The 26,864-nt window shown below is 72.9% G+C and carries 20 protein-coding genes; 8 read left to right on the top strand and 12 right to left on the bottom strand.

Going from position 1 to position 26,864, the window contains the following annotated elements; all coding sequences use genetic code 11:
- Nucleotides 1–124: 124 nt before the first annotated feature.
- The gene (locus ACFQBR_RS12075) at nucleotides 125–2,176 is read right to left on the bottom strand and encodes a SpoIIE family protein phosphatase (protein WP_267948672.1); all 2,052 of its coding nucleotides are present in this window, start codon (nucleotides 2,174–2,176) and stop codon (nucleotides 125–127) included.
- Nucleotides 2,177–2,746: 570 nt separating this feature from the next.
- Here ACFQBR_RS12075 and ACFQBR_RS12080 point away from each other — a divergent pair.
- Nucleotides 2,747–3,034, top strand: coding sequence for a three-helix bundle dimerization domain-containing protein (locus tag ACFQBR_RS12080; RefSeq protein WP_344182903.1), 288 nt, complete (start codon nucleotides 2,747–2,749; stop codon nucleotides 3,032–3,034).
- Nucleotides 3,035–3,255: 221 nt separating this feature from the next.
- Nucleotides 3,256–4,872 carry a hypothetical protein gene (locus ACFQBR_RS12085; protein ID WP_344182937.1) on the top strand — a complete coding sequence of 539 codons (1,617 nt, stop codon included), beginning with the start codon at nucleotides 3,256–3,258 and terminating at the stop codon, nucleotides 4,870–4,872.
- A gap of 41 nt (nucleotides 4,873–4,913) precedes the next feature.
- On the opposite strand, the gene ACFQBR_RS12090 is transcribed toward ACFQBR_RS12085, so the two are convergent.
- From ACFQBR_RS12090 to ACFQBR_RS12105, 4 genes are all read right to left on the bottom strand, one after another.
- Nucleotides 4,914–5,711 carry a tyrosine-protein phosphatase gene (locus tag ACFQBR_RS12090; protein ID WP_344182905.1) on the bottom strand — a complete coding sequence of 266 codons (798 nt, stop codon included), beginning with the start codon at nucleotides 5,709–5,711 and terminating at the stop codon, nucleotides 4,914–4,916.
- Between the two features lie 45 nt (nucleotides 5,712–5,756).
- Nucleotides 5,757–6,488, bottom strand: a complete 732-nt coding sequence (locus tag ACFQBR_RS12095; RefSeq protein ID WP_344182907.1) for a nucleotidyltransferase family protein — start codon at nucleotides 6,486–6,488, stop codon at nucleotides 5,757–5,759.
- A gap of 283 nt (nucleotides 6,489–6,771) precedes the next feature.
- Nucleotides 6,772–9,243, bottom strand: a complete 2,472-nt coding sequence (locus tag ACFQBR_RS12100; protein ID WP_352983518.1) for an AAA family ATPase — start codon at nucleotides 9,241–9,243, stop codon at nucleotides 6,772–6,774.
- Between the two features lie 206 nt (nucleotides 9,244–9,449).
- Complete coding sequence (locus tag ACFQBR_RS12105) at nucleotides 9,450–10,148, bottom strand: ribonuclease HII (RefSeq protein WP_267948667.1); 699 nt, start codon at nucleotides 10,146–10,148, stop codon at nucleotides 9,450–9,452.
- Nucleotides 10,149–10,653: 505 nt separating this feature from the next.
- On the opposite strand from ACFQBR_RS12105, the gene ACFQBR_RS12110 reads away from it, so the two are divergent.
- The 3 genes from ACFQBR_RS12110 (at nucleotide 10,654) to ACFQBR_RS12120 (ending at nucleotide 12,392) form a co-directional block, all read left to right on the top strand.
- Nucleotides 10,654–11,226, top strand: a complete 573-nt coding sequence (locus tag ACFQBR_RS12110; protein WP_267948666.1) for a DoxX family protein — start codon at nucleotides 10,654–10,656, stop codon at nucleotides 11,224–11,226.
- Nucleotides 11,227–11,300: 74 nt separating this feature from the next.
- Nucleotides 11,301–11,957, top strand: a complete 657-nt coding sequence (locus tag ACFQBR_RS12115; protein WP_267948665.1) for a hypothetical protein — start codon at nucleotides 11,301–11,303, stop codon at nucleotides 11,955–11,957.
- A 243-nt stretch (nucleotides 11,958–12,200) separates the two neighbouring features.
- Entirely contained in the window at nucleotides 12,201–12,392 is a 192-nt protein-coding gene (locus ACFQBR_RS12120; protein ID WP_330161659.1) for a hypothetical protein, read from the top strand.
- Between the two features lie 127 nt (nucleotides 12,393–12,519).
- Here the strand turns inward: ACFQBR_RS12120 and ACFQBR_RS12125 are convergent, their stop codons facing one another.
- Together ACFQBR_RS12125 and ACFQBR_RS12130 are read right to left on the bottom strand one after the other, a co-directional pair.
- Nucleotides 12,520–13,986: an SPFH domain-containing protein gene (locus tag ACFQBR_RS12125; protein WP_344182912.1), complete on the bottom strand. Its 1,467-nt coding sequence runs from the start codon at nucleotides 13,984–13,986 to the stop codon at nucleotides 12,520–12,522.
- Complete coding sequence (locus ACFQBR_RS12130) at nucleotides 13,987–15,774, bottom strand: SPFH domain-containing protein (RefSeq protein WP_344182914.1); 1,788 nt, start codon at nucleotides 15,772–15,774, stop codon at nucleotides 13,987–13,989.
- A gap of 314 nt (nucleotides 15,775–16,088) precedes the next feature.
- Here ACFQBR_RS12130 and ACFQBR_RS12135 point away from each other — a divergent pair, with 314 nt between their 5' ends.
- Entirely contained in the window at nucleotides 16,089–16,394 is a 306-nt protein-coding gene (locus tag ACFQBR_RS12135) for a hypothetical protein (RefSeq protein ID WP_352983522.1), read from the top strand.
- A gap of 119 nt (nucleotides 16,395–16,513) precedes the next feature.
- Here the strand turns inward: ACFQBR_RS12135 and ACFQBR_RS12140 are convergent, their stop codons facing one another.
- Entirely contained in the window at nucleotides 16,514–19,348 is a 2,835-nt protein-coding gene (locus tag ACFQBR_RS12140) for a vitamin B12-dependent ribonucleotide reductase (RefSeq protein WP_344182918.1), read from the bottom strand.
- Between the two features lie 154 nt (nucleotides 19,349–19,502).
- Nucleotides 19,503–20,006, bottom strand: coding sequence for a transcriptional regulator NrdR (nrdR, locus tag ACFQBR_RS12145; RefSeq protein WP_267948659.1), 504 nt, complete (start codon nucleotides 20,004–20,006; stop codon nucleotides 19,503–19,505).
- 656 nt (nucleotides 20,007–20,662) lie between these two features.
- On the opposite strand from nrdR, the gene lexA reads away from it, so the two are divergent.
- Both lexA and ACFQBR_RS12155 read left to right on the top strand, forming a co-directional pair.
- Nucleotides 20,663–21,382, top strand: coding sequence for a transcriptional repressor LexA (lexA, locus tag ACFQBR_RS12150; RefSeq protein WP_344182920.1), 720 nt, complete (start codon nucleotides 20,663–20,665; stop codon nucleotides 21,380–21,382).
- A 230-nt stretch (nucleotides 21,383–21,612) separates the two neighbouring features.
- Nucleotides 21,613–22,710: an alpha/beta hydrolase family protein gene (locus ACFQBR_RS12155; protein WP_344182922.1), complete on the top strand. Its 1,098-nt coding sequence runs from the start codon at nucleotides 21,613–21,615 to the stop codon at nucleotides 22,708–22,710.
- Between the two features lie 40 nt (nucleotides 22,711–22,750).
- Here ACFQBR_RS12155 and ACFQBR_RS12160 read toward each other — a convergent pair whose 3' ends face one another.
- The 3 genes from ACFQBR_RS12160 to leuS form a co-directional block, all read right to left on the bottom strand.
- Nucleotides 22,751–23,377 carry a hypothetical protein gene (locus ACFQBR_RS12160; protein WP_344182939.1) on the bottom strand — a complete coding sequence of 209 codons (627 nt, stop codon included), beginning with the start codon at nucleotides 23,375–23,377 and terminating at the stop codon, nucleotides 22,751–22,753.
- Between the two features lie 44 nt (nucleotides 23,378–23,421).
- The gene (locus ACFQBR_RS12165; protein WP_378553268.1) at nucleotides 23,422–24,012 is read right to left on the bottom strand and encodes a hypothetical protein; all 591 of its coding nucleotides are present in this window, start codon (nucleotides 24,010–24,012) and stop codon (nucleotides 23,422–23,424) included.
- An 81-nt stretch (nucleotides 24,013–24,093) separates the two neighbouring features.
- On the bottom strand, nucleotides 24,094–26,589 hold the full coding sequence (gene leuS / locus ACFQBR_RS12170; RefSeq protein ID WP_344182926.1) for a leucine--tRNA ligase: 2,496 nt from the start codon (nucleotides 26,587–26,589) through the stop codon (nucleotides 24,094–24,096).
- Nucleotides 26,590–26,864: the final 275 nt, after the last annotated feature.

Genomic DNA, 26,864 nt, shown 5'->3' on the forward strand with positions numbered 1-26,864 from the left:
GGGAAGCCGTTTGTCTTTCAAGCGTATGCGCTCCCGGAGGTCATCCCCCTGGGGGATCACCGCCGCGTCGCGGGGCGGAACGGCTTCTTCACTGTAGGCAAGGCAATGGACTTGTTCGTACGGTCTACCGCTCCGACACGGGATCGATCACCGGAAGCTGAACGGCGAGCAGAGTGACGTCGTCGTCCTGCTCATACCCATCGAGCATGCTCTCAACAAGGTACTCCAGCATCTGCTGTGGATCGCCCACCACCTCCGGAGGAGCCGACGCCGCCACGCTGACGAGCTCGTCGAGTCCGGAGTCGACGGACCGTTTGCGGTTCTCAACCAGTCCATCGGAGTACAGGGCGACGGTGTTACCGGGTTGCACGAAGAATTTGTGGTGACCTCGTGGCGAGCTGATCCCGAGTGGTGTGTCGGGTTCGGTGTCGAGCAGCGAAGGCCCGGCGCTGCCGGCCACGACCAGCGGCGGGAGGTGTCCCGCGTTGCTGAGGTCGAGCTGGCCGGTGACGGGGTCGAGGACGAAGTAGACCAGTGTGGTGACCTGGTCCATACCCTCCGTCGCGGTGAACATGCGGTCGAGTCCGGTCAGGACGTCGGCGGGCTCCGGCATGGAGAACGCCAGTGCCCGCAACGCGTTCCGGATGCGACTCATTCCCGCCGCGGCCGGGATCCCCTTGCCCATGACGTCGCCGAGCACCCCGGCCACGCGTCCGTCGGGCAGCGGGAAGGCGTCGTACCAGTCGCCCCCGACCTGCACGTTCTGGGAGCCGGACCGGTAGTAGGCGGCGAGCCGGAGGCCCCGGATCGCCGGCAGCTCCTCCGGCAGCAGGCTGCGCTGGAGCTCCTCCGCGGTGCTGTGCTCCTGCTCGTAGAGGGTGGCGCGGCCGATCGCGAGCGCGCACTGGCCCGCCAGGGCCTCCAGGAACACGCGCTCCTCGTCGGTGACCTCGCGCGGCGTGGAGAAGGCGAAGCGCAGCGCCCCGATGGGCCGTCCGGCGACCATCATCGGCAGCGCCACCCAGGCGCGCTCGGATGTGGACCGGACGAGTTCGGCGGCCATGGGCGCGTCGTCGAGCAGCGCGGCGAGCTCGGCCGGGTTGGCGGCCAGGCGGGGCTGGCCGTCGGCGACCGCACGGGCGGCGACGTCCGGGTGGTCCAGGGGGAACGCGGGCCTGGGCAGGGGGTGGGCCTGCGCGGCGGCGATCGTGCGGAGGCGCAGGCGGTCGCGGTCGAGCAGGACCACGCAGGTGTGGTCGGCGCCCACTCCGGAGCGGCCGATCTCCGACATGGCGTTGACGACCTCGTCGGCGGTGAGCGCCTCGGCGAGGTCGGAGGTGGCCTTCTGGAGGCGTGCGGTCCGCATGGCCGCCTCGCTGAGCTGCTGGTTGAGACGCTGGCGCAGCTCGTCCGCCTCGCGCTCGGTGGTGATGTCGACGAGGGTGCCGACCCATTCGGCCGTCTCGGCGCCGTCCATGATCGGGTTGGCGCGCGCACGGTAGTGGCTGTAGGCGCCGGAGCGGGTGCGCACCCGGAACATGGCGTCGAAGGGCGTGATGTCGAGGACGGCGTCGTCCCAGGCGCGTTCGACGCGGGGGCGGTCGTCGGGGTGGAGCGCGTCGAGCCAGCCGCGGCCGAGGTAGCGGTCGAGGTCCTGGCCGGTGACGGCCCTCCACTGGGGGCAGTCCTCGTGGACGTCGCCGCCGGAGCCGGCGGCCCAGACGATCTGGTTGCCCGCCTGGAGCAGGGCCCGCAGCCGCTGCTCGTCCCGGCGGGTGGTGCCGCCGTCGTGCGCGGCGATGAGGGCGACGTGCTCGTCCCCGGTGCCGGGGTCGGTGACGGGGAACCAGGTCAGGTCCCAGACCTGCCCGGAGGGCGTGCGGTGGCGGTCGCGGATCGCGTGCCCGCTCTCGCGGACGCCGGCCAGCGAGGCGCGGTGGCTGGCGGCGGCGACCCGGTCGCCGCTCTCCTCCAGGAGGTCGTCGGGCGTCCGGCCGAGGCATTCGGCGGGGGTCCGTCCGAGGAGGACGGCGAGCCGCTGGTTGACCGTGCCGAAGACGTCGTCGGGGCCGAGGAGGGCGAATCCGATCGGGGAGTCGGTGAGAAGGGATTTCACCGCGTCGGGGAGTTGCGCCCTGCTGAGCCGGGGCGGGGGAATGGACGTCTCGGCGCTCAACTGCTCGACACCTCCGGAACCGTCGGATTCCCCACCCGTTTTTCGCTGGGGCTTCTGCCTTGGCCGCGTGGCCTCCGTCGACCGCGCGGGCCGTCCACGGGGTGGAACCGGAGGGTGCGGCGCCGAGGGGGATCGGAGGCTCCGCGGCTCCCGGGAGTCACGCTCCATGACCCCTCTCGGCCGCTGTCACGGCTCAAGCATAAGACACACCCGCCCGCGCGCAACGGCCCTCGCGCCGGCGGCCGCCCGTGGCGGCGAGAAGGTAAATGCTAGGTCACCGGGCGGTCCGGACACGGTGGACCGGCGGTTTTCCCGGCGTGTTTTCCCGCAATTACCGGCAATGGGTGTTGGATGTCGGTTTGATCTCGAAACCCCGAAACGCGAACGTTATCCGTCCGATTGATCCCTTTCACCACCTTGACCTGGGGGAACTGCGGGTCACGGGTAAACGGTGCGTCCATGTTTTTTTATCGACCGCGTGCCGTAGGAGGGGTTGACAGTACGTCCAGAACAAGTGGAATGGGTGGAGGTCACCGTCCAGGCCATCTCCAGCTAGGGGTGTGAGCACGCATGCTCCCGACCTTCCCGGTCCAGGATCTCAGACAGATCTCGGCACGGCTCCACGACGAGTTCGGCGGTCTGTCCCACCGCTGTGTCGAGCGCCGGGTCCGCGACACCTGGCAGTGCTTCGAGCACCTGGGCATCACGGTCACGCCCCACCTGGTCGAGCGGGTCGCCCGGGAGCACCTGCGGGCGATGGTGAACTCCGTGCCGCCCTCCCAGGCCGTCCGGCAGGCGCCGCTCAGGACCGGGGCCACGCTCCTCGCCGGACACCGCACCGCCCCCCGGCCCCGCTGAACCCCTCCCCCGGCCCGGACCCCGGGGCGCCGCGCCCCGGGGGATGCGGCGCCCCGGGGGATGCGGCGCCCCGTCCGCGTCCGGCCGCGGAGGGGCCCGCCGCCGGATCGCGCGGACGGGGAGCCCCACGCCCGGGGCTGTCATACGCTCGGACGGTGCCCTCCCCTACACCTCCCACGCCCACAGGTCCGGAACCGGTGCCCGGCGCCGTCTTCGACGAGATGCTGCGCGCCTCCCGGGCCATGCTCGCCATGCGCCATCCCCTCGACGCCGAACTGGCGTTCAGCGAACTGCTCGGCAGCTGGTGGGGCGAGCGGATGCCGGGCGTGGACGTCGGACGGCTGCTCGGGGAGGGCCTGATCGCGCACGCCACCGCCTCCGGCAAGTCGGCCGGCCTCGGCGTCCTGGCGGCGGTCGCCGCGCTGGGCACGTCCTCCGAGCAGCGCGAGCTCGCCGGGCAGGGCGTGATCGCCCTCCAGGAGCGCGGTCTCCAGGTACCCGGCTGGGCGTCCCAGCTGGGCGCGGTCACCCCGGTGGCCGCCTATGTCAACAGCGACCAGTTCGGCGACACCGACGACGTGGTGTGCGTGTTCAGCCGCGACGGGGACCGCGCCCCCGACGCCGGGCCGCCCCCTGCCGAGCACGCGCTGATCCTGGTCCTGGACCACAACGGCGGCGGCGTCCTCCGCGACGCCTGGGTCACCACCAAGGTCGACCGGCTGCTCGACCGCTGCCGCGAGCGGGCCGACGCGGACGAGTTCGCCCGGTTCTCCCAGGTCGAGCTCACGGAGGCGCGGGCCCTGCTGACCCGGGCCCTGGAGCGCACCGAGCGCATGGTGGCGGGGGCGTCGGCCGACCGCTCCTCGGGGCCGACCGTCGAGCCGATCGGCCTGACCGTCTCCGATCTGACCGGGGGCTCGCTGGCCTCCCACTTCGCCCTGGCCAGCGCACGGGTGCGCACGCTGCCCGGCCCGCACTCCGGGGCCGGCGCCCCACAGGCCCCCGTGTGGCGGCGCGACCGGCGCGCCGTGCTGGCCGCCCGCTTCCTGGCCTCGGACGAGGCGGCCGAGCTCTCCGACTCGTACGCGGCGAGCCGCTGCGCCGACCACATCATCGCGCACGGCTGCGACGTCGACAGCGGCCGCCCGACGCGGATCAGCCCGCGCAAGGTGGAGTCCTTCCTCCTTCACTGGCTGCCCGGCCGCGTGGTGCTGCTGCCGGAGGAGCAGGAGGCCATGCCGCACGTGCTGGCCGCGTGGGTGCGCTGGGCGGGCGCCCGGGGCGGGCTTCCGGACGTGGCCGTGGGCGCCACCCTGGACGCGGTGTGGGAGTCCACCGCGGAGTTCGCCCGGGTCTACCGCGACCCCGCGCGCCCGCTGGGGTTGCGCCAGGAGGCGGTGCGCCGGCTGCTGCCGGACGGCGACTTCGCTTCGCTGGCCCGGCGGATGTTCGCGTTCCCCCTGCTGGCGAGCGAGATGGTGACCTGGGCCCCGGAGGAGTTCGACCCGGACACCCCGCACGGCCGCCGGGCGCTGCTGCGGCTGGACCACTACGGCGAGTACGAGGCGGCCACGCCGCACAGCGGCCGCCACTCCAGCGGCCGGGACCGGTGGTACCGGCCGGTCACCGGCGACGACCCCGAACGGGAGAGGGAGCTGGACCGCCACGAGCGCCTGGCCCGGCGGCTGTGGCACGGGAGGCCCGCGAACCTGTGGGCCGCGGCCCGGCGGATGCTGGACCGCGGTGTGGCCCGCCCCGCGGTGCTGGCCGCCCTGGGCGAGGTCCTGGACACGGCGACCTGTGAGAGCGACCTGCGCCGTCGACTGGACTCCCTGTAGGGCGGCCCTCCCGCGCCGTCCGGACGCGGCCCCGGAGGGCGCTACCGGAGCATGCGCTCCCGGAGCAGGTCCACGGTGCCGCCGGACAGCTCCAGGCCGTCCACGACGTAGTTGTCGAAGGAGCCGTACACCTCGTCGATGTGGCGGAACGAGGTGTCCAGGTACTCGGCCCGGACCCGGGTCATCGGCACGACCTCCTCCCAGGGCAGGCCGCTGTTCTCGGCCAGCAGCCGCATCCACTTGTCGGTGTTCGCCTGGCGCTCGTTGCTGGCCAGGTAGTCGGTGACCACCGTCTCGCGGTCCACCCCCAGCAGGCCGAGCAGCAGTGCGGCGCCCCAGCCCGTGCGGTCCTTGCCCGCGCTGCAGTGGAAGACGAGGGCGGTCGGGCCCTTGGCCGCCCGTTCGACCAGGTCGCGGTAGCCGGTGAGCGCCTCGGCGTCGGTGACCAGCTCGCGGTAGACGCCGTGCATGAAGCGCTCGGCGGCGCCGTCGGCGAACATGCGCCGGGCGACCTCGGGATCGTTGAGCGCGGCGGAGAAGTTGGCGCCCGCCGCCTCCGGGTTCTGCACGGACACGGCGGTGTACGCGGCGCCCTCGGGCGTGATGTCGGGCAGGCTCTCCCGCTCGTGGGGGGTGCGCAGGTCCACGAGCTGCCGGATGCCCAGGCCGTTGTAGACCGCCACCTCCTCCTCGGAGACCGAGTGGAGGGCGTCGGAGCGGTACAGCAGGCCGTGGCGCACCGTACGCCCGGTCGCGGTGCGGAGCCCGCCCAGGTCGCGGAAGTTGGGGACACTGGAGAGGATGAAACCGTCATTCGTCACGTCCGCGACGATACCCACCCGCCCCGGCGTCCCGTCGGCCCGTGCCCGGCTTGCCGGGCGGGGTCACTCCCCGCCGCGCATGGCGGTGATCTCCTCCCCCGCCTCCTTGACGTCCTTGGCGGTGTCCACGCCGCGCCAGAACCCGTCGATCCGGTACGCGGTCAGGCGCCCCTCCGCGGCCAGCTCGGGGAAGGTCGAGGACTCGTGGTCGCCCTTCTCCGGCAGCAGCGGCGTGATGCCCGGCTCGAACAGGTACACGCCGGCGTTGATCCACACCGGCAGCAGCGGGCTCTGGGTGAACCCCTCGATCCGGTCCTGGTCGTCCACGTCCACGATGCCCCAGGTCGTGCGGAACTGGGCGAGGGCGAGGGTGGCCAGGCCGTCCTTGGCCCGGTGGTGGGCGGCCAGCTCGTCCAGTGGGAACCACGTGAGCACGTCGCCGTTGAGCGCGAAGTAGGCGGCGTCCTGGTCGCGCAGGCCGGTCGCGGCGTAGCGCAGGGCGCCGCCGCGCCCCAGCGGCTCGTCCTCGACCAGGAGCGTCACCTCCGGCCCGCCCCGGCGTGCGGCGAGGTGCTCGCGCAGGACCTCGGCCTTGTATCCGCAGGACACCACGACCTGCTCGACGCCGTGGCCGGCCAGCCACTCCAGCTGGTAGTCGATGATGGGCCGTCCGGCCACCTCCACCATCGCCTTGGGGCGGGTGTCGGTGTAGGGCCGCAGCCGGGTGGCCTGCCCACCGGCGAGGATGAGCGCCTGGGTGACGGGGGACGCGGAGGATGAGGGTGCAGCGGTCATGCGTCGGACACTAGCACCACGCCTCCGGGCGCCCCGGAGCGCCCGGAGGCCGTCTCCACGGGCCGACCGGACACGTCGCCGGCGGGGCGCGGGGGACCCGGCCCGGAGGCCGGGCGGCGGGCCGGAGGGGTTCACCGGCCTGCCGCCCGGCGGGGAGGCGTCGCGGCGGAAGGGGCGGGGCCGAACCCTCCCGGCCACCGCCGGGGCGCGGTCCGCGGGTGCTCCCGGCGGGCCCGGCGCCCGCGCCGGACGGCGCGGGCGCGGAACGGTCCGCGGAGCAGGCCTACGTCTGCTGGGTGGCCTCGGCGTAGGCCTTGCGGACGTCCGCGCTCGTGACGAGGGTGAGCTCGACGGCCGTGGCGTCCTCTCCCCTCTCCTGGGACACCCGCAGGTCGCGGTGGGAGCACGCCTTCTCGAACAGGGAGCGCGCGAAGCGCCCGTTGCCCAGGTCGTCGATCCACCCGGCCCCGCACACGTGCCCGAAGATGCTGCGCAGGTCCTCGCGGGCGGTGTCGTCGAAGGTGTCGCCCGTGCGGGCCGCCACCGCCTCGGCGATCTCGGTGAGCTCGTCCGCGCTGTAGGAGGGGAAGCGCACCCGCACGTTGAAACGGGAGGAGAGGCCGGCGTTGGAGGCCAGGAAGCGCTCCATCTCGGCCGGGTAGCCGGCGAGCACCACCACGAGCCGCGAGCGGTCGTCCTCGGCGCGCTTGAGCAGGGTCTGGATGGCCTCGGCCCCGAACGCGTCCCCGCCGCTGTAGCCGGGGTTGACGAGGGAGTACGCCTCGTCCACGAACAGCACCCCTCCCAGGGCGCGGTCCACCAGACGGTTGGTCTTGACGGCGGTCGCCCCCAGGTGCTCGCCGACCAGGTCCGCCCGCTGGGCCTCGACCACGTCGGCGCGCCCGAGCAGGCCGAGGGCGGAGAACACCCGGCCGAGCACCCGGGCGACCGTGGTCTTGCCCGTGCCGGGCGGCCCCGAGAACACGAAGTGCCGCATGGGCGCCTGGTTGAGCAGGCCCTGCTCCTCGCGGAGCTTGGCCACCCTCAGCTGGGCCACGATGGAGCGGACCTGCTGCTTGACCGGTTCCAGCCCGATCATGGCGTCCAGTTCGGCCAGTGCCTCGTCGATCCCGGGAGCGGCCCCGAACCCCGGCAGGCGTGAGGTCAGCTCGGCATGGGCCGCCTCGACGTCGGCGGCGCGGACCGTGATGAGGTCCTCCGCCTCGGGGCGCGGCGCGGGCGTGTCCCCGTCCACCCCGGTGGTAACCACGCGCACGTCGCGGGCCTGGGCGGCCTTCTCCACCACGGAGCGGGCGAAGCGGCCGTTGCCCAGGTCGTCGACCACCTCCCGCTGGACCACCTGGTCGAATCTTCGCCTGAGGGCGCGCGCCGCGTCGGCCTCGAGGGTGTCGCCGCGCTGGTGGACGAGGGACTCGGCGATGCGGAACAGCTCGTCGGCGGAATAGCTGGGAAAGCTGATCCGGGTGGCGAAGCGCGAGGCCAGGCCGGGGTTGGAGGCCAGGAAGGCGTCCATCTCCTTCTCGTACCCGGCGAGGACCACGACGAGCTGGTCGCGGTCGTCCTCCGCCCTCTTGAGGAGGGTCTGCACCGCCTCGTTGCCGAACCGGTCCGACTGACCGTCCCCCTCGTTGACCAGCGAGTACGCCTCGTCGATGAACAGGACGCCGCCGAGGGAGCGGTCGATGAGCTCGTTGGTCTTGATGGCGGTGGCGCCCAGGTACTCCCCGACCAGGTCGGCGCGCTGGGCCTCGACCACCCGGGAGGTGGGCAGCAGGCCGAAGGAGTGGAAGATCGTGGCCAGGGTGCGGGCGACGCTGGTCTTGCCCGTGCCGGGCGGCCCGGAGAAGACCAGGTGGCGCAGCGGGCGCTCGACGGGGAACCCGGCGTCCGCGCGCAGCCGGGCCGCCTCGATGGAGGCCGCGATGCCGCGCACCTGCTGTTTGACCGGGTCGAGGCCGATCATGTCCTCCAGCTCGGCCAGGGCCTGGTCGACGGGGACCGGTTCGTCGTCGGGGGCGCCGCCCCCGGTCGGCCGGGCCGTGCCGGCGCCGGCGTCCGAGCGGCCGCGCAGCGGCTGCGGACGGCCCCTGCGCTCCGGTCCGTCGGCCCGGCGGGGGCGGTCGGAGCGGGACACGGGCATGGACGAGGCCGCCTCCCGCCGGTTGGCCTCGCTCTCCCGGGTGATCTGGCGGGAGGCGGAGAGGCGCCAGAGCAGGCACGCGCCCGCGGCGGCGTACAGCGCGACGACGCCCCAGGACGCGGAGAAGGGGTCGACGACCATCCCCGCCAGGGCCACCGAGAACCCGGCGATCAGCCCCGCGGTGAGGGAGAGCAGGGCGGTGTGCCAGACGGGGAACTCCCTGGCCCGCCCGGCGGCGAGCACGACGAGCAGCGGCAGCGGCAGCACGAGCAGGGTGACGGGTTCGCCGGTGAGGGGGATCTGGAAGAGGGGCACGGTCACCGCCAGCCACACGACGCACACCAGGACGGTGACGAAGGAGTCGAGGGAGCGCATGAGCGCGGCGAACGCCATCAGCAGGACGAGGGTCGTGCCGACCGCCCCCGGGACGGCGAAGCCGGTGACCAGGGCGGTGACGGCGACGACCGTGACGAGGACCAGCGCCGCCACGAGCCTCCTGGGGAGGGGCACGCCGTGGTAGAGCGCGCGCATGCGGTCGAGCCCCGAGGCGCGTCCCGGCTCCGCGGCGGCGGTGGAGCGCATCTCGCGCGTCATCCGTGCCCCTTCCTGCGTGGGGGTCCGTGGGCGGTCGGCTCTCCTGGCCGTGGAGGGAGGGGCCGGTCGGCGTCGGGGGGACCGACGTCCACAGCCAAAGCCTTGCCCCAAGTGGGGCGGATGTCCAGTGCGGGGCGGCGTGTCGTGTGCGGCGGGCCGGGCCCGCGGACCCTCGCCGCGGGGTGGTTCCGCCCGGTCTGGCGGTCTCAGAGGAGGGGGATCTGTCCCCCCGGGGCGGGGCGGATCCGGCGCAGGTGCTTCCATCGGGGCAGGTCGTCCAGGTAGGCCCAGCTCATGCGGTGGTGGGGGGTGGGCCCGGACTCGGCGAGCGCGGCCCGGTGCACGGGCGAGGGGTACCCGGCGGCCCTCTCGAACCCGTACCCGGGGTGGTCGGCGGCGAGTTCCGCCATGAGGTCGTCGCGGCAGACCTTGGCCAGGATCGCGGCGGCGGCGACGCTGACGCAGGTGAGGTCGCCCTTGACCTGGGTGCGGACCCTCCAGGGGCGGCCGATGAAGTCGTGGACGCCGTCGAGGACGACGGCGTCCGGGCGCGGCGCGAGGGCGTCCAGGGCCCGGCGGGAGGCCCGGTGGAGGGCCTCGGTCATGCCGCACTCGTCGATCTCCTCGGGCGCGGACCATCCGAAGGCGTGGTCGGCGACCCAGGGCCGGAGCTGCTCGGCGAGCTCCCGGCGGCGTTTGGGGGTGAGGCGCTTGGAGTCGGTCAGCCCGGCGGGCGGTTCCCCCTCGCCCGGGACGGCGGCGCAGACGAGGAGGGGCCCGGCCCAGGCGCCCCGGCCCACCTCGTCCACACCGGCGACCACCCGCGCCCCGAGCGAGCGGAGCTCGTTCTCGACGTCGAACGTGGGGGCGGCGGGCGGCGTGGCTGTCCTGGAAGTCGTCGGCACCCTCCCAGCCTAGGACGGGAGGGGACCCCTTCGTGCCCGTTCCCGGGAGGGGGCGGACAGCGGCAGGGCGGCCGTCGGCGCGGCGGCGACCGCGGAGGGCACGGGGCCCCGCGGGCCGTCGGGAGCTCCCGGGGGCGGGGCCGCCGGCGGCGCCGCGTCCTCCCCGGGCGCCTCCCCACCGCGCGAACCGGCGCTCCACCCGCGTGCGCGGGCTCGGGGAGACGGGGAGACCCCGTTGTCAAACGCCGGCTCGTGCTCCCCCCGGGTGCGCGGGCTCGGGGCCCTCTCGCGGGTCCGGGTCTTCCCTGCTGCCGTGCTCCACCCGCGTGCGCGGGCACGGGGCGGGGCTGGTCCCGGGGCGATCGGCTCCGTGGCCGGGGCGGCCCGGTCCGCCTCCGGCGTTCTTTGCACGACTCGCCGTACGTCACAACGAGTCATGAGTGATTACTTTAGGTAGTTTCCGCTTGTGAGGACTGCCGTACCGGGTCGCCCGGGAGGAATGGACATGCAGCGCGCCAAGCCGTACCCCCGGCCGCGGATCCCCCGAGGACGCCTCTACGACGTCGTCGCCGCCCTCACCCGGGTGGGGGTGGGAGGGATGTTCGCCGAGTACGGCCTCGCGCTGCGGGGGCGGGAGGAGGCGGTGGCCGAGCACCTGTCCGCCTCGGGGATGCCCGGGGTGTCCTTCGGCGCGCAGATCGTCCCCGCGCTCCTCGTCTCCCTCTCACTCGCCTTCGCCGTGGGTCTGCTCACATGGCTCACCGGCCCGGTGCTCGCCGGGGCGGCGGTGCTCGGCACCCTCACGGCGGGCTCCCCCGACCTGTCCCCGTTCTCCTCATGGGCCACGACGTCCCTGGTCACAGCGGTGTGCCTGCTGATGGCCGTCAGCGCCGGCCGGTGGTCCTGGGACTATCTCGTCCTGGCTCCGAAAGCGGTCGGGAGGCGCCGGGGACACGACCGCAAACACCCGGTAACACCGAGGAAATCCACCGCCGATTCCCCGCGCCGCCCCGAACACGCGCCGCCACTGCTCTATCCTGTGGGACAGGCCGCGCTACGACGGCCGTATCGCCTGTGACGCGGCCCCGCCCGGCCCCTCTCCATCGTGCCGCGGGCTCGCGTCTCCACACGGATTCGGTGGGGGAGAACGCCATGTCCGCCGCAGCTCCCGGCCCGACCCCTGACGGGTCCGTGGCCAAACTGATCGAGATCGCCGGCAAGCCGACGCTCGGCCAGCGCATGATCAGCTGGGCCTCGCGCCCGCCCGGCCGGCTCTACATCCCCGCCTGCGGAGTGGTCGGCCTCCTCCTGCTGTTCGAGGACAGCGTCCCCGCCGGGCACCTGCCGACGTTCCTCGTCGGCCTGGTCGGCGGGCTCCTGCTCGCAGGGATGGGCGCCCTGCGCCTGGGAATCGCCCTGGCCGTCGCCCGGCCGATGATCCGCCACTACTGGCTCCGCTGGATCTCCGCGCCACTGATCGCCGCGGCGGCGATCGGCGTGTCCGCGGCCGACCTCCCGCTCCAGGCGCGGATCCAGGCGTCCTCCGAGGACCTGCTGGCCCTGCGGCAGGAGGCGGAGGATCCCACCACCATCCCCCTCAACGGCGAGCAGGTGGGCCTGTACTCGCTGCGCAGCATCTCGGTCTCCGAGGACATCACGCACTTCGCGGTCGAGGGCTCGGGGCTCTTCGGCCCCTCCGGCCTGGCCTACAGCACGGGCGAGGTGCCCGAGGGGGTCTTCGTCCCCGGGCAGGGGTCGAAGATCTACGAGCACGTCTCCGGCGACTGGTACGTGTGGGTCGACCACTGACCCGCTCCATCCGCACCCGCGGCGCCCCGGCGCCCCCGGCTCCCGGGGGCCCGGGGCGCCGTCGTCCCCCGCCCGGGATGTCCGGCTCCGCCCGGCGGTCCGAGGTGTTCCCACCCCGTTCTTTGCCGCCCCCTGTGCCGTTCCAACACTGCTCTCACCCTCACCGTGTACACAGGGGGCATCCCCCCGGAGAGGAGCGCGGCTCCTCCCGTGGCAGCGTCGCCAACACCGAGGAGATGCTTCATGCGCGAGTTCATGCTCACCCTTCACCTGCGTATCCACGATTCCGTCACCGCGCTGCACCGGGCGCACGCCGTCGGCGACGACGACCTGGCCAGCGCGCAGGCGGGCGAGATCCAGGGGCTGGTGGAGATCGCGGCCCGCCACGGGATCGACATCGATGCGGGCTACGCCGACCTCACCCTCGCGGGCTGAGCCCGGACCGCCGCGGCCCCGTCCGGGCCCCGCACGCACGAGGAGGACCCGCGCCCCGGGCGCGGGTCCTCCCCTGCTTCCGCCTCCGTCCCCGGGTTCCCCACCCGGGTCGGCGGTACGGCCGGGGCTAGCCCCGGCGGCCCTGGCCGCCGTAGCCCTCGCCGTTCTCGAACTGCCGGCGCATCGCGCCCTCCTGCCGGCGCTGGTACTCGTCCGCCATCTGCTGCTGGCGCTCCGCCGCGGCGGCGACCGCCCCCTGGGCCGATTCCATCGCCTCTCGCGCGGCGTCCGAAGACGGGCCCAGCGGCGTGCGCGGGGACCCCGCGCCGTTCAGCACCTGGGGCAGCAGCTGCGCGGTGATCAGCGTCGACAGCGCCGAACCGTCACCGGAGCCCGCCTCGGTCTGCACGACGACCGGGCGCGGGGCCCGCTCGGCCAGGACCGCGCCGACGTCCAGTCGGCGGCGCGCCAGCTCGTACTCCAGCACGGCCCGGTTGTCCCGGTAGGCAGTGGCGAGGCGCTGCTGCGCCTTGGCCTCGTTCTCCGCGGCGACCAGGTCGGCCCGGCCGCGCGTCTCGATCTCGTAGCGCACCCGCTGGGCCTCGGTCACCTGCTCCTCCAGCATCTGCGCCACGTCCTTGCGCGCCTTGTTGAGGGAGGCGTTGACCTCGACGATCTTCGCGTCGCGGGTCTTCTTGGAGCGCTCGATGTCCATCAGCAGGGTGTCGATGCGGCGCTTGCGCGTCAGCTCCCACTCCTGCTCGTAGGCCACCAGCTCCTTGGCGACCCGCTCGCGGGTGGCCAGGTGCTGCTGGTACTGGTTGGGCAGCTGCACGTCGGGGATGTTGCAGCCGGTGATCCGCACACCGTACTTCTCCAGCTGGCCGTTGAGGAGGCGGCGCATGTCCTCGACGTTGGAGCCGCGCAGGTCGTAGGCCGACTCGGTGTTGACCTGGCGGCTGCGCTGGCGGATGGCGTCCTGCACCGCGCTGGACAGGACCAGGTCGAAGTTGCTGGCGCCGATGATCGTCACGAACCGGATCGGGTCGGTGATCTGGAACTTGAGGAAGAACTCGATCGACTTCAGCGGCACGTTCTCGCGCGTGGGGCAGGCCAGGACCGGAGCCGTGTAGGGGATCTCCGTCCGGGTGTCCACCACGAAGTCCACGCGCGACCAGGGGTGCCACAGGTAGTGGCGGCCCGGGCCGATCGGCCGCACGATCGCGCCGTACCTGGTGAGGATGCCGTGGGTGCCCTCCTCGATCTCGATGATCGAGCCGCGCCACCACCACAGCCCGGCGGCGGCGATGCTGAGCACGCCGACGATCAGCGTCGGGACGGACAGGACGCTGTAGGCGACACCGGCCGCGACCCCGCCGACGAAGGCGTTGAGGGTCATCATCAGCGCCGAGCACAGGGCGAAGAAGCCGAACCAGAGCAGGACCGTCCAGCGCAGGCCCCGGTTGTCGCGCGGTATGACGACCGGGACGATCGCGCCCTGGTCGCCGCCGCGCAGCAGGCCTGCCAGGTCGCCCCAGGAGGCGAGGGACTCCTTGATGCTGGAGCCGCTGCCGGCGTTCACGGACTGGCTCATCTACTGACCTCCCTGGTTCGGGCCGGACCCCTGCGGACCGTGCTGCGACCACGGGGGCGGGGGCGGGTGCTCGGGGTCGTGGCGCGGTCCGCCGGAGGGCGCCGGGGCGTCGGACGGTGCGGTGAAGGCGTCCGCCTCCCCGTCCCCCCGGGGCTGCCGGGGCGCCTCGGCGAGGCGCTCGTCGATGGCCTGCTCGGAGACGGACTGGCGGATCTCCTCCACCAGGTCCTCGCCCGGGTCCTCCCCGGCCGGCCGGCCCGCGGCGTCACCGTCCTCCGCGAGGAGCGCGTCGATCTCCTGCTGGCGCTCGACGATGCGGCCCCGGATGTCGCCCAGCCGGGAGCGGATGGCCTCCATGTCCTCCTGGGAGAACAGGGCGGTGTCGGCCTGGCCGATGATCTCCTGCGCGATGCGCAGGTAGTCGACGCTGGCGGCGTCGCCCGAGCCGATCCGCAGGACCTGCGGGAGGCTGTCGGCGACCGACTCCAGCTTGTCCAGGAGGTTCTCCCGGAAGCGGTAGTTGAGGATCTCGGGGGCCTCGGCCGCGCTGACCGCGCGGATGTCCAGGGCCTGCGCCTGGAGGAGCGCGGCGTTGGCGTTGGCCTCGGACTCGGCCTCGACGAAGCGCTGGCGGGCGGTGGCCCGCGCCCTGTTGGTCTCCCGCTCCAGCGCGGTGTCCATCTGCGCCTGGTACTGCGCGATGTCGGCCTGGATCGCGGAGAGGGTCTCGTTGAGGGTCGCGAGCTCCTTGTTCAGGTCGCCCTCGTTCTGCTCCTTGCGCAGCTGGAGCTCGTACTCGAACGTGTAGGCGTCCTTGGCCACGCGGACCATCTCCGGCGCCGCCAGGTCCATCCGGTACTCCTGGTTGGAGGGCTCGGCGTGGGTGATGTTGGCGCTGGTCAGCTCGACGATCCCGCTGAACTGCCGGTTGAGCTGCTCCACGAGGCTCTGCGTGTTGTCGCCGACCATGTCGTAGATCGCCGAGGCCTCCTGCTCGTAGACGAGGCTCCGGGTGGTCTCGCTGATCGCGTTGTTGAGCTTCTCCTGGAAGCCGTTCACCCCGCCCAGCGTGTAGACGAAGTCGGTGGCGTTCTTGATCCTGAACTGCACGAACAGGTCGATGGAGGCCTGCACGCCGCTCTTGGTGGGGGCCGAGCGGATCGGCGCGTTGAAGGGGTACTCCCGGGTGGTGTTGACGATGTAGGAGACGCGCTTCCAGGGGTTGAGGAGCGTGACCCGGCCGGGCTGGTAGATGTTCTCCATCTTGCCGAACCGGGTGACGATCGCCTCGCAGCCCTCCGGCACCATCACCATGCCCTGGCGCCACCACATGAACGCGGCGATCGCGAGGGTGATGATCCAGTAGTGGAGGCCGAAGAACGGGTTGATCAGCGGGTTTCCGCCAGCGATGGCCTGCGGGAGGAGCACGGTGAAGGCGCCGAGGACCCCCAGGACGAGGAGCAGGATCGCGGGGAGCATCGTCACGAGGGTGCGGCCCTTGGGGATCACCATCGTGCAGATGACGTGGACCGGGCCGCCGCTGCCGCGCTCGTAGTAGCTGCGGTTGAGCGCCTCGCCCGCGTTGTTGAGCGAGGTGCTCTTCTGCTCGATCCGGGTGCCCACGGAGTCGCCCTGTTCTCGGGCGGCGACGAAGTCGCGGGGGTCGAGGCCACTGCCCTCGGTGACCTGCGAGGAGGCCTGGTGGAGCGCGTCGGACACGGCCTGGCGCGGATCGCCCCCTTGGGCGACGGCGCCGGCCGCGCCGCGCACGGTCTGCGCGAACGACATAGGCGGGAACTCCTTGGTCAGGGGTCGGGGAACTATCCGCTTCGACGCCGCGTACCGCGGTCCGGTTCCAGGTCGGGACCGGTTCCGTGCGCTGCGAGGCGTTAGGGGACAGCATCAACCCTGTCATGAGCTATGCCCGAAACCCAGCCCTCGTGTCCGGAGTGTGACGGGCGGGCCCTCCTGTCACCTCCCAGGTCAACGCCGCTCCCCTCCCCCGACGCATGCGCGCCGCGTGGCGCGCCCACGGGCGCGGGGATAACGTCGGTCCCGCACGCACCGCGCCGGCTCCGGCCGGGACGAGGGAAGGAAGCACGATGCCAGCAGTGCCCAGCGCCGTTCTCACCACCGCGGGTCTGGTCGGCGGGTACTCGGTGGCCCGCGCCACCGGCAACCGGCCGCTGGGCGGGGCGGTGCTGGCCGGTTTCGGCGCCGCGGCGTTCGAGACGTGGCGCCGCCGGTCCGGCGTGGGAACAGCGGTGGCGCTCACCGCGGTGTACGTGGGAGCGTTCGGCCTGGCGCACCCGCTGGCCCGGAAGGTCGGCTCGTGGCCCGCCGTGCTCGGCGTGACCGCCGCCACCGCGGCGGTCGCCGTCGCCGCGGGCGACCGCGACCGCGGCTGAGGCCCCGGCCGCCGCCGGGCCGGAGGGCGGGCCCCTCCGGAATCGCCGCCGGGGGCGGGGGCCGTACGGCCCCCGCCCCCGGCGGGCGTGTCCCGGCCCCGCTCGGGGCCGTCGTGCGATCAGCTGCAACCGCTGGTGGAGCCGCAGCCCTCGCAGGCGTAGCAGCTGCCGGAGGGCCGCATCCTGGTGCCGCAGGTGACGCACAGCGGCGCGTCGGCGACGAACCCCTGGCCGGCCAGCAGGTCCGCCGTGGAGTGCACCTCGGCGGGCTCCGCCGGGGACGCCTGCGGAGCGGGCGCGGCCGGGGTCCCGGGCGCCTCCGCCCCGTGGGTGGCGGCGGACTGGGCGTAGGACTCCACCTGGGCGGCGACCTGGGCCGGGTCCTCGCCCGCGAGCTGCGCCTGGCGCTCGGAGGCCGACAGGACGCCCAGGGCCGCGCGCTCCTCGTAGGGCAGGTGGTCCAGGGCCAGGCGGCGGAAGATGTAGTCCACCACCGACTGGGCCATGCGGATGTCCGGGTCGTCGGTCATGCCCGCCGGGTCGAACCGCATGTTGGTGAACTTGTCCACGTAGGTCTCCAGCGGCACCCCGTACTGGAGGGCGATGGAGATCGCGATGGAGAACGCGTCCATGACCCCGGCCAGGGTCGAACCCTGCTTGCCGAGCTTCATGAAGACCTCGCCCAGGCCGTCGTCCGGGTAGGAGCCCGCCGTGATGTACCCCTCGGCGCCGCCCACGGAGAACGAGGTGGTCTCGCTCGGACGCTTCTTGGGCAGGCGGCGGCGGACCGGGCGGGCCACCTCGACGGTCCGCACCTCGGGCTCCGCCTCCTCCTTCTCCGACGCGCCCGTCGACAGCGGCTGGCCGACCTTGCAGTTGTCGCGGTAGACGGCGAGCGCCTTCAGGCCCAGCTTCCAGCCCTGGAAGTAGATGTGCTCGAAGTCCTCGACCGTGGCGTCCTCCGGCACGTTCACCGTCTTGGAGATCGCGCCGGACAGGAACGGCTGCACGGCGGCCATCATCCGCACGTGGCCCATGGGCTTGATGTAGCGGCGGCCCATCGCGCAGTCGAACACCTCGTAGTGCTCGGGACGCAGGGAGGGGGCGTCCACGACGTGGCCGTTCCCGGCGACGTACTCGACGATCGCCTCGGCCTGCTCGTCCTGGTAGCCCAGGTTCGCGAGCGCGCGCGGGATGGCCTGGTTGACGATCTGCATCGAACCGCCGCCGACCAGCTTCTTGAACTTGACCAGCGAGAAGTCGGGCTCGATGCCGGTGGTGTCGCAGTCCATCATGAAGCCGATGGTGCCGGTGGGCGCGAGCAGGCTCGCCTGGGCGTTGCGCCAGCCGTTGCGCTCCCCGACCCTGAGGCACTCGGCCCACTCGCGGGTGGCCGCGGCGTGGACGGACTCCTCCAGGGAGGTCACCGTGCGCAGGTCGTCGTTGGCGGCGGCGTGCTTGCGCATGACGCGCTTGTGGGCCTGCTCGTTGCGCTTGTAGCCGTCGTAGGGGCCGACCACCCCGGCCAGCTCCGCGCTGCGGCGGTAGGCGGTGCCGGTCATCAGCGAGGTGACGGCGGCGGCGACGGCACGGCCGCCGTCGGAGTCGTAGGCGTGGCCGGTGGCCATGAGGAGGGCGCCCAGGTTGGCGTAGCCGATGCCGAGCTGGCGGTAGGAGCGGGTCGTCTCACCGATCTTCTCGGTCGGGAAGTCGGCGAAGGTGATGGAGATGTCCATCGCCGTGATGACCAGCTCGGTGAGCCTGGTGAAGCCCTCGACGTCGAAGGTGTCGTCCTCGCGCAGGAACTTCAGCAGGTTGATCGAGGCCAGGTTGCAGGACGAGTCGTCCAGGGACAGGTACTCGCTGCACGGGTTGCTGGCGCTGATCCGCCCGGTCTCGGGGTTGGTGTGCCAGTCCTGGATGGTGCCGTCGTACTGGATGCCGGGGTCGGCGCACTCCCAGGCGGCCCTGGCCATCCGGGTGAAGAGGTCCTTGGCGTCCACGGTGGCGACGACCTCGCCGGTGGTGCGGGAGGTGAGGCCGAACTCGGAGCCGGTGTCGACGGCGCGCATGAACGCGTCGGAGACGCGGACGGAGTTGTTGGCGTTCTGGTACTGGACGCTGAACATGTCGGCGCCGCCCAGGTCCACGTCGAAGCCGGCGTCGCGCAGGGCGCGGATCTTGTGCTCCTCGCGGGCCTTGGTCTCGACGAACTCCTCGATGTCGGGGTGGTCGACGTCCAGGACGACCATCTTGGCGGCCCGGCGGGTGGCTCCGCCGGACTTGATGGTCCCGGCCGAGGCGTCGGCTCCGCGCATGAAGGACACGGGTCCGGAGGCCGTGCCGCCCGAGGACAGCAGCTCCTTGCTGGAGCGGATGCGGGAGAGGTTCACACCCGCGCCGGACCCGCCCTTGAAGATGATCCCCTCTTCCTTGTACCAGTCGAGGATCGACTCCATGGTGTCGTCGACGGAGAGGATGAAGCACGCGCTGACCTGCTGCGCCGAGGCCGTCCCGACGTTGAACCACACCGGCGAGTTGAAGCTGAACAGCTGGTTGGCGAGGGCGTGCTTGAGCTCGTGGTCGAAGATCTCCGCGTCCTCGTCGCCGGCGAAGTAGCCGTGCTCGACGCCGGTCGCGGTGTAGACGCCGACGACGCGGTCGATGAGCTGCTTGAGGCTCCACTCGCGCTCGGGGGTGCCGACGGCTCCGCGGAAGTACTTGCTCGCCACGATCTGGGTGGCGTTCATGGACCAGGAGGCGGGGAACTCCACGCCGCGCTGCTCGAAGTTGACCGTGCCGTCACGCCAGTTGGTCATGACGACGTCGCGGCGCTCCCACTCCAGGGAGTCGTACGGGTGCGTCCCGGGGGTCGTGAAGACCCGCTTGATCTTCAGGCCCTTGCGGCTCCCCTTGCCCTTGCGCCCCGTGGAACCGCTGGCGGTTTCCGTCATCGTGGATTCTCCCCCTACCTCGTGGGCACGGCCTGCCCAACCGTGCACGGCGTCCTTGGAATACGGGACGGCCGGTCACGGGAGGACGTGTCCCGCGGTGTCCGGCCGGCCCCTGCGGTGCCCCGCCCGCGGCCCTCTCCCGGCCGCGGGGGCGCTACCCGGTGGTGGTGCTGCTCTCGGGGAGGGGGCCGGCCGCGCCGCCGTCGCCGTCCTCCCGGTCCTGCCGCAGGCTGGCGATCTCGGCCTCGAAGTCGGCGAGGCTCTCGAATCCGCGGTAGACGCTGGCGAAGTGCAGGTAGGCCACCTCGTCCAGGTCACGCATCGGGCCGAGGATGGCCAGGCCGATCTCGTGGGCCGGCACCTCGGCGACGCCGCGTCCGCGGATCTCCTCCTCGACCTGCTGGCCGAGCTTGGCGAGCGCGTCCTCGGAGACGGGGCGGCCCTGGCAGGCCCGGCGCACCCCGGCGATGATCTTGGTACGGCTGAAGGGCTCGGTGACCCCGGAGCGCTTGGCGACCATCAGCAGGACGGTCTCCTGCGTGGTGAACCTGCGCTCGCACACCGGGCAGGACCGGCGGCGCCTGATGGCCGCGCCGTCGTCGGTGGACCTGCTGTCGATCACCCTGGTGTCCGGATGGCGGCAGAACGGACAGTGCATCCTGGTTCACCTGCTTCCCTCACCGAATCGACACCCTGTATCTCTACTAAACCACAACTCCTGGGCAATCCATCCCGCGAGAGCACCAGATGTTGTGGTCGAACTTAGGCGCACCAAGGGGTGGCCCGCAACTCCGCGGCCCGCGTGTCCCGCACGCGGACACGCGACGGGACCCGCGGCGGAGGCAGGGGGGCGGACAGGGGGGCGCGGGGGCGCCGGGCCGCCCCGGGGGCGTCCGGCTCCGTCGACAAGAATAGCGGCGGAGGCCCCCGGCGCCCGCTGCGACCGGCGGCCCGCCGCGCCCGGAAGCACGTCCCACGAGGGGGTTCCGGCATCGCCCCCGGGATCCGGGAGACCAGTCCCACATCCCCCGGAACCGCCCTCGGGGAGACGTGTTCGCGCATTCCGGGGACAACACCACGTGAACACGTGTACACACGTCGGTAGAGGCCGGAAATTGACCGCGAAAACACGCGGGACAATGGACCGAGCCATCGAACGCTTGTTTGATATCACCGTGCGCAACGTCTAATGTTGACTGTGATTTCACGCTGGTTTCGCCATCACGCGGACCCCAGGTCGGCGCGGTTGCGGACCGGTGGTGGCCAGTCACGCAATCAGGCCCTGACCGAACCGAATGCCGAGGAGGCCCGGCCGTGCCGGAGGAGAATCCCGGAACCGCAGATTCCACCGCCGTTCTCACCGCAGTGGGGAACACGGGGGGATCCACGCCCGAAGCCCCCAAACTCACCGCCCGACAGCAGAGCGTCCTGAACTGCATCCAGCGGTATGTGCGCGAGCGGGGCTTCCCCCCGTCGATAAGGGAAATCGGGGAAGCGGTCGGCCTCTCCAGCCCTTCCAGCGTGGCGCACCAGCTCAAGGTCCTCCAGCGCAAGGGCTACCTGCACCGGGACCAGAACAGGCCCCGGGCGGTGGAGCTGCGCTCGCCCGGCCGCTCCGCCGGCCGGACCGTGACCCCCGAGGACATCGACCCCTCGCGCGCCGCGGCCGTGCCCCTGGTCGGCCGCATCGCCGCCGGCGGGCCCATCCTGGCCGAGGAGTCGGTGGAGGACGTGCTCGCGCTGCCCCGCCAGCTGGTCGGGGAGGGCCGCCTGTTCATGCTCACCGTGGTCGGCGACTCGATGATCGACGCCGCCATCACCGACGGCGACCTGGTCGTGGTCCGCCAGCAGCAGGACGCCAACAACGGTGACATCGTGGCGGCCCTGCTGGACGACGAGGCGACCGTCAAGGTCCTGCGCCGCGAGGAGGACGGCCACGTCTGGCTGATGCCGCGCAACGAGGCCTACGAGCCGATCAACGGTGACGCCGCCACCGTCCTGGGCAAGGTCGTCGCGGTCATGCGACGCGTCTGACCCCGGTCCGGCCCCACTGCCCCGCGCCCCCGGCGCCGTCCTGCGACGGCCCGGGGGCGCCGTGCCGTGCGCGCGGGCGCCCGGCGGCCGGGGCCGCTCGGCACGCGCGCGGTCGCGGGAACCTCGGCGCATCCCCGGCCTCCCGGGCATGGGCCGCCCGGCAGGCTCACGGTCGCGGGAGGGCCTGTGGACGACGGGGGCCCGCCGGGCGGGGCCGCTAGGCTGGAACCGTGTCCACACCACTCTCCTCCCCCTCCGCCCGACCGCGCGCCGCACTGGTCGGCGGTGCCCTCGCGGTCCTGCTCTCCGCCGCCTGCGCCCCGGCCGACACAGGCGGCGCCGAGCCCCCCGGTGCCGGCGGGGTCGAGCGCGAACTCGCCTTCGAGGGCGGCGGGCACGAGGTCTCCGCGAGCTTCCGCACACCGCACGACGCGTCCGGGAGGGTCCCCGGCGCACTCATCATCTCCGGCAGCGGTCCCACCGACCGCGACGGCAACGCGCCCGCGCGGCCCGACGCCGACACCAACCGCAACCTCTCCCGCGTACTCGCCGAAGCCGGCGTGGCCTCGCTGCGCTACGACAAGTTCGGCAGCGGCCCGGACCCGCAGACCGGGGAGGAGACCGGCCCCGGGGGCGTCCGGACGATCGCCCCTGTGGACCCCGGGGTCTTCGACCGGCAGGTCGTGGCGGCGTACGAGGAGCTCGTCGCGCAGCCCGAGGTGGACCCGGGGCGCGTGGTCGTCGTCGGCCACAGCGAGGGCGCCCTCTACGCCCTGCGCGCCCACGAGCTCATCGGCTCCGGGCACCCCTCGCCCGCGCTGGTGCTGACCGCCCCTCCGGGCACGCGCTACCTGGACCTCCTCGACCGCCAGGTCACCGAGCAGGTCCGCATGGCGGAGGGGGCGGGCCAGATCGAGGAGGCGGAGGCGGTGCAGCTCCTCTCGGACATGCGCGCCGGGCGGGCCGCGGTCAGGGGAGGACGCGACCTCACGTCGCAGGAGAGCGACCGGTTCGGCGTCTACACACCGTGGAACGCCGACTTCCTCGCGTTCATGGACGGCCTCGACCCCGTCGAACTCGGTCGCGACCTGCCCGAGGGCACACCGGTCCTGGTCCTGTGGGGGGAGGACGACGCCCAGGTCTCTCGGGAGGACGTGGACCGGCTCATGACGGGTCTGGACGGCGCCGAACGCGTGGACCTGCCCGGTACCGACCACATCCTCCGAGCCTTCGAGGACGAGCCCGGAGCGGCGGTCCTGGACTCGGACAGACCCTTCGCCGAGGGGGTCGCCCCGGCGCTGGAGGAGTTCCTCGACACCGCCTGGTAGGGCTCCCGGCCGTCGGGGGCGCCCGGGGGGCGCCGGCCCGTCACTCGGGGATCGACTCCGGGAGGGCCCCGACCACCGCCAGGGCGAGCTCCTCCGCGTCGGCGACGATACGCTCCTCGTCGGCCGGCTCGGTCGCGTCGTAGCGGGACGCCACGCTGTAGCAGGACTCCAGGTACAGGTTGGAGACCCGCGTCCCCACGCAGCCGACCGTGAACGGCGCCCCGCGGGTCCAGCGCACCGCCTCCTCGCCGACACCGTCCAGCCCGGTGGTGTCGTGCTGTTCCGTGGTCGCGCGCAGATTGTCGGCGGCGGTCGTCACCCCGCCCGGGTTGGGAGCGGCCACCATCACCAGCGTCGCCGTGGCCGGAACCGCCTCTCCCGGGCCCTCCGGGGTGGCCCAGCGGCACTGCCACCCGGACCCGGCCGGGTCCTCCGGACCGCCGACCGGCTCCTCCAGCTCCAGTTCGTGCCCCGGCACCAGCGCGTCCAGCGTCTCCGTCGCGACGGCGGCGCACCCGGGGGCCGACTCGTACTCGCCCGTCTCCGGGGAGTCCCGCGTGACGACGTACCAGATCGCGCCGGCCGCGAGCAGGAGCAGGGCCAGGCCGGCGGCGACCACTCCCGCCGTCGCGCAGCCCCTGCTCTGCGGCTGCGCCGACGGCACCACCTCGGGAGGAGGGCCGTACGGGGGCTGGGCGGGGTACTGCGGGCTCACAGGGACTCCCCGATCCGTCCGGCGAACTCGGCGGCCAGGTCGGCCGCGTCCTCGGGGTCGACCGGCTCCTGCCCGGTCAGGCCCGCGTAGGACACGCGCACGAACAGGTTGTCGCTGTGGAAGGCGAGTTCGGCGGTGCCGGGCACCTGCCCGTGCCACACCGCGCCCTCGCCCGTCGGCAGGTCCACCTCCTCGGCGCGCACGGGCAGCAGTGCCGTGTACGCCTCCGCGGCGCGGTCGGCCCCGGTCACCGGTTCCTCTCCCGTGGCGTCGGTGAAGAGCGCCGACACGTCGACGCGCAGTGCTCCCCCGTCGCCGCCGGGGGCCCCGGGCGAGGACCACGCGCACACGAGGTTGTCGCCGCCCTCCAGGGGGCCCTGCTCCCGGGGCTGCGCGACCGCCCCGGGCAGGCGCTCCGCGAGGAGTTCGCCGGTGACGGCGTCGCAGCCGGTCGCCGCGGCGTGAACGTCACCGCTCTCGGGGACGTCCGGGTCGTTCCCGGACAGCCACAGCCCGCCGCCGACGGCGGCCGCGGACAGCACCACCGCGCCCGCACCGATCACGGCCACCCGCACGAGGGGACCCACCCGGCCACCCGCCTCCCTGTCGGTCACCGAGCCGACCGCGGGGGACGGCGGCCGCGCCCGGCGGCCGCCGTCCCGTTCCGGTCAGCCGACGACGATGTTCACCAGCTTCGGCGCGCGCACGATGACCTTGCGGATCTGCTTGTCGCCGATGAAGCCCTGTGCCCGCTCCGACGCCAGCGCCAGCTTCTCCAGCTCGGCGGGGTCGATGTCGGGCGCCACGGACAGCTTGTCACGGACCTTGCTCTGCACCTGCACGACACAGGTCACGGTCTCCTGCACCAGGAGGCCGGGGTCCGCCTCGGGCCAGTGGCCGACGGCGACGGTGCCCACGTGGCCCAGCTTCTCCCAGCCCTCCTCCGCCACGTAGGGCGCGAACAGGGACAGGGCGACGGCCACGAACTCGGCGGCCTCGCGCACCGCGGGGTCGCCCGCCCCGGGGCCGGAGTCGATGGCCTTGCGGGTCGCCGAGACCAGCTCCATGGTGCGGGCGATGGCCACGTTGAACCGCCGCGACTCGACCAGGTTCGTGATCTGGTCGATGGTGCGGTGCGTGACCCTGCGCAGGGCGGTGTCGCCCCCGGCGGGGTCGGCGCCGGGCTCGCTGGCCGCTCCCGCCTCGCTCATCACCCGGTAGGCGCGGTTGAGGAACTTCTGCGCCGCGACGGCGGACACGTCGGCCCAGTCGACGTCCTCCTCCGGGGGGGAGGCGAAGAGCATGGTCAGCCGGACGGCGTCCACGCCGTAGGCGTCGATCTCCTTGCCCAGGTCGACGCCGTTGCCCAGGGACTTGGACATCGCCCGGCCCTGGTTGATGACCTGTCCCTGGTTGGTCAGGTGGCGGAAGGGCTCGGTGAAGGACACCATGCCCAGGTCGTGCAGGACCTTGGTGAAGAAGCGGGCGTACATCAGGTGGAGCGTCGCGTGCTCCTTGCCGCCGATGTAGTGGTCGACCGGCCCCCACTTGTCGACCGCCTCGACGTCGAACGGGGCGGTGTCCAGGCGGGGCGAGCAGTAGCGCAGGAAGTACCAGGACGAGTCCACGAAGGTGTCCATGGTGTCGGTGTCCCGCAGGGCGGGGCCCGCGCAGGACGGGCAGTCCACGTTGACCCACTCCTCGGCCGAGGCCAGGGGCGACACGCCCTTGGGCGCCAGCTCGGCGCCCTTCAGCTCGGGGAGGGTGACGGGCAGCTGGTCGTCGGGGACCGCGACCTCGCCGCACGAGGGGCAGTGGACGATCGGGATGGGCGTGCCCCAGTAGCGCTGGCGGGACAGCAGCCAGTCGCGCAGCCGGTAGTTGACCGTGCCCTCGCCGGTGCCGCGCTCGGCGAGCACCCCGATGATGCGCTCGATCGCCTCGGCCTTGGCCAGGCCGTCCAGCGGACCGGAGTCGCGCAGCGTGCCCTCGCCCGCGGTGGCCACGCCGGTCTCCGCCGGGTCGGGCTCCCCGGTCTCCACCACGACCCTGACCGGCAGGTCGAAGGCCAGGGCGAAGTCGAGGTCGCGCTGGTCGTGCGCGGGCACCGCCATGATGGCGCCGTGGCCGTAGTCGGCCAGGACGTAGTCGGCGGCCCAGACGGGCATGCGCTCGCCGTTGACGGGGTTGACGGCGTAGCGGCCCAGGAAGACACCGGTCTTGGGGCGCTCGGTGGCCTGGCGCTCGATGTCGGAGAGCTTGGCGACCTCGGCGCGGTAGGCGTCGAAGGCCTCCCGCTGCTCGGGGGCGCACAGCTCCTCCGCCAGGTCCGCGTCGGCGGCCACCACGAAGAACGTGGCGCCGTAGAGGGTGTCCGGGCGCGTGGTGAACACCGTGACCGGCTCGTCGCGGCCCTCGATCCGGAAGTGCACGTCGGCGCCGGTGGAGCGGCCGATCCAGTTGCGCTGCATGGCCAGGATCTCGTCGGGCCAGCGGCCTCCGTCGAGCTGGTCCATGTCGTCCAGCAGGCGCTGGGCGTAGTCGGTGATCTTGAAGTACCACTGGTTCAGGCTGCGGCGGACGACGTCGGAGCCGCAGCGCTCGCACCTGCCCTGGACGACCTGCTCGTTGGCGAGCACCGTCTGGTCCTTGGGGCACCAGTTGACCTGGCCGTCCTTGCGGTAGGCCAGCCCGCGCTCGAAGAAGCGGGTGAACAGCCACTGGTTCCACTTGTAGTACTCGGGGTCCGAGGTGTGCAGGCGGCGCGACCAGTCCACGCCGATGCCGTAGCGCCGGAACGAGGCCGCCTGGGTCTCGATGTTGGCGTAGGTCCACTCGGCCGGGTGCGAGTCGTTCTTGATCGCCGCGTTCTCGGCGGGCAGCCCGAAGGAGTCCCAGCCGACGGGGTGCAGGACGTTGTCGCCGCGCTGGAAGCGGTAGCGGCCGATGACGTCGCCGATGGCGTACGCCTCCGCGTGACCCATGTGCAGGTCGCCGGAGGGGTAGGCGAACATGTCGACGATGTAGGAGCGCGGACGGGTGTCCTCGGGATCCTCCTCGGCCTGGAACGGGAGCTCGGCGGCCCAGCGCGCCTGCCATTTGTCCTGGAGGGCGCGGGCGTCGTAGGTGTCGCCCGTCGTCTGGTCGCCGTCTACCGCTGTCATCGCTGAAGGTTCCTTAGCCGCGTCCGGGTGTACTTCCCACAGGTTAGCGGTTGGCGGGTCGGGCGCAGGACGCGTTCGCGCCCCTCGGACCGCGGACGGCCCCCGCCCGCCCGGGAGCCGGGAACCGTGACGGAGCGTAGCGAAAAGATCGGTGAGATTACGGACCCGCGTCCTCTCCACACCGACTGTTCGGTTTGTTACTCTGCCGTGAAAGTGGCACAGAACACGCGATCCCGGTCACACCGGCTCCCTTCGTGCGTGTCCTGACTTATCCG

This window comes from Nocardiopsis tropica (assembly GCF_042660575.1).
GTDB lineage: Bacteria > Actinomycetota > Actinomycetes > Streptosporangiales > Streptosporangiaceae > Nocardiopsis > Nocardiopsis tropica.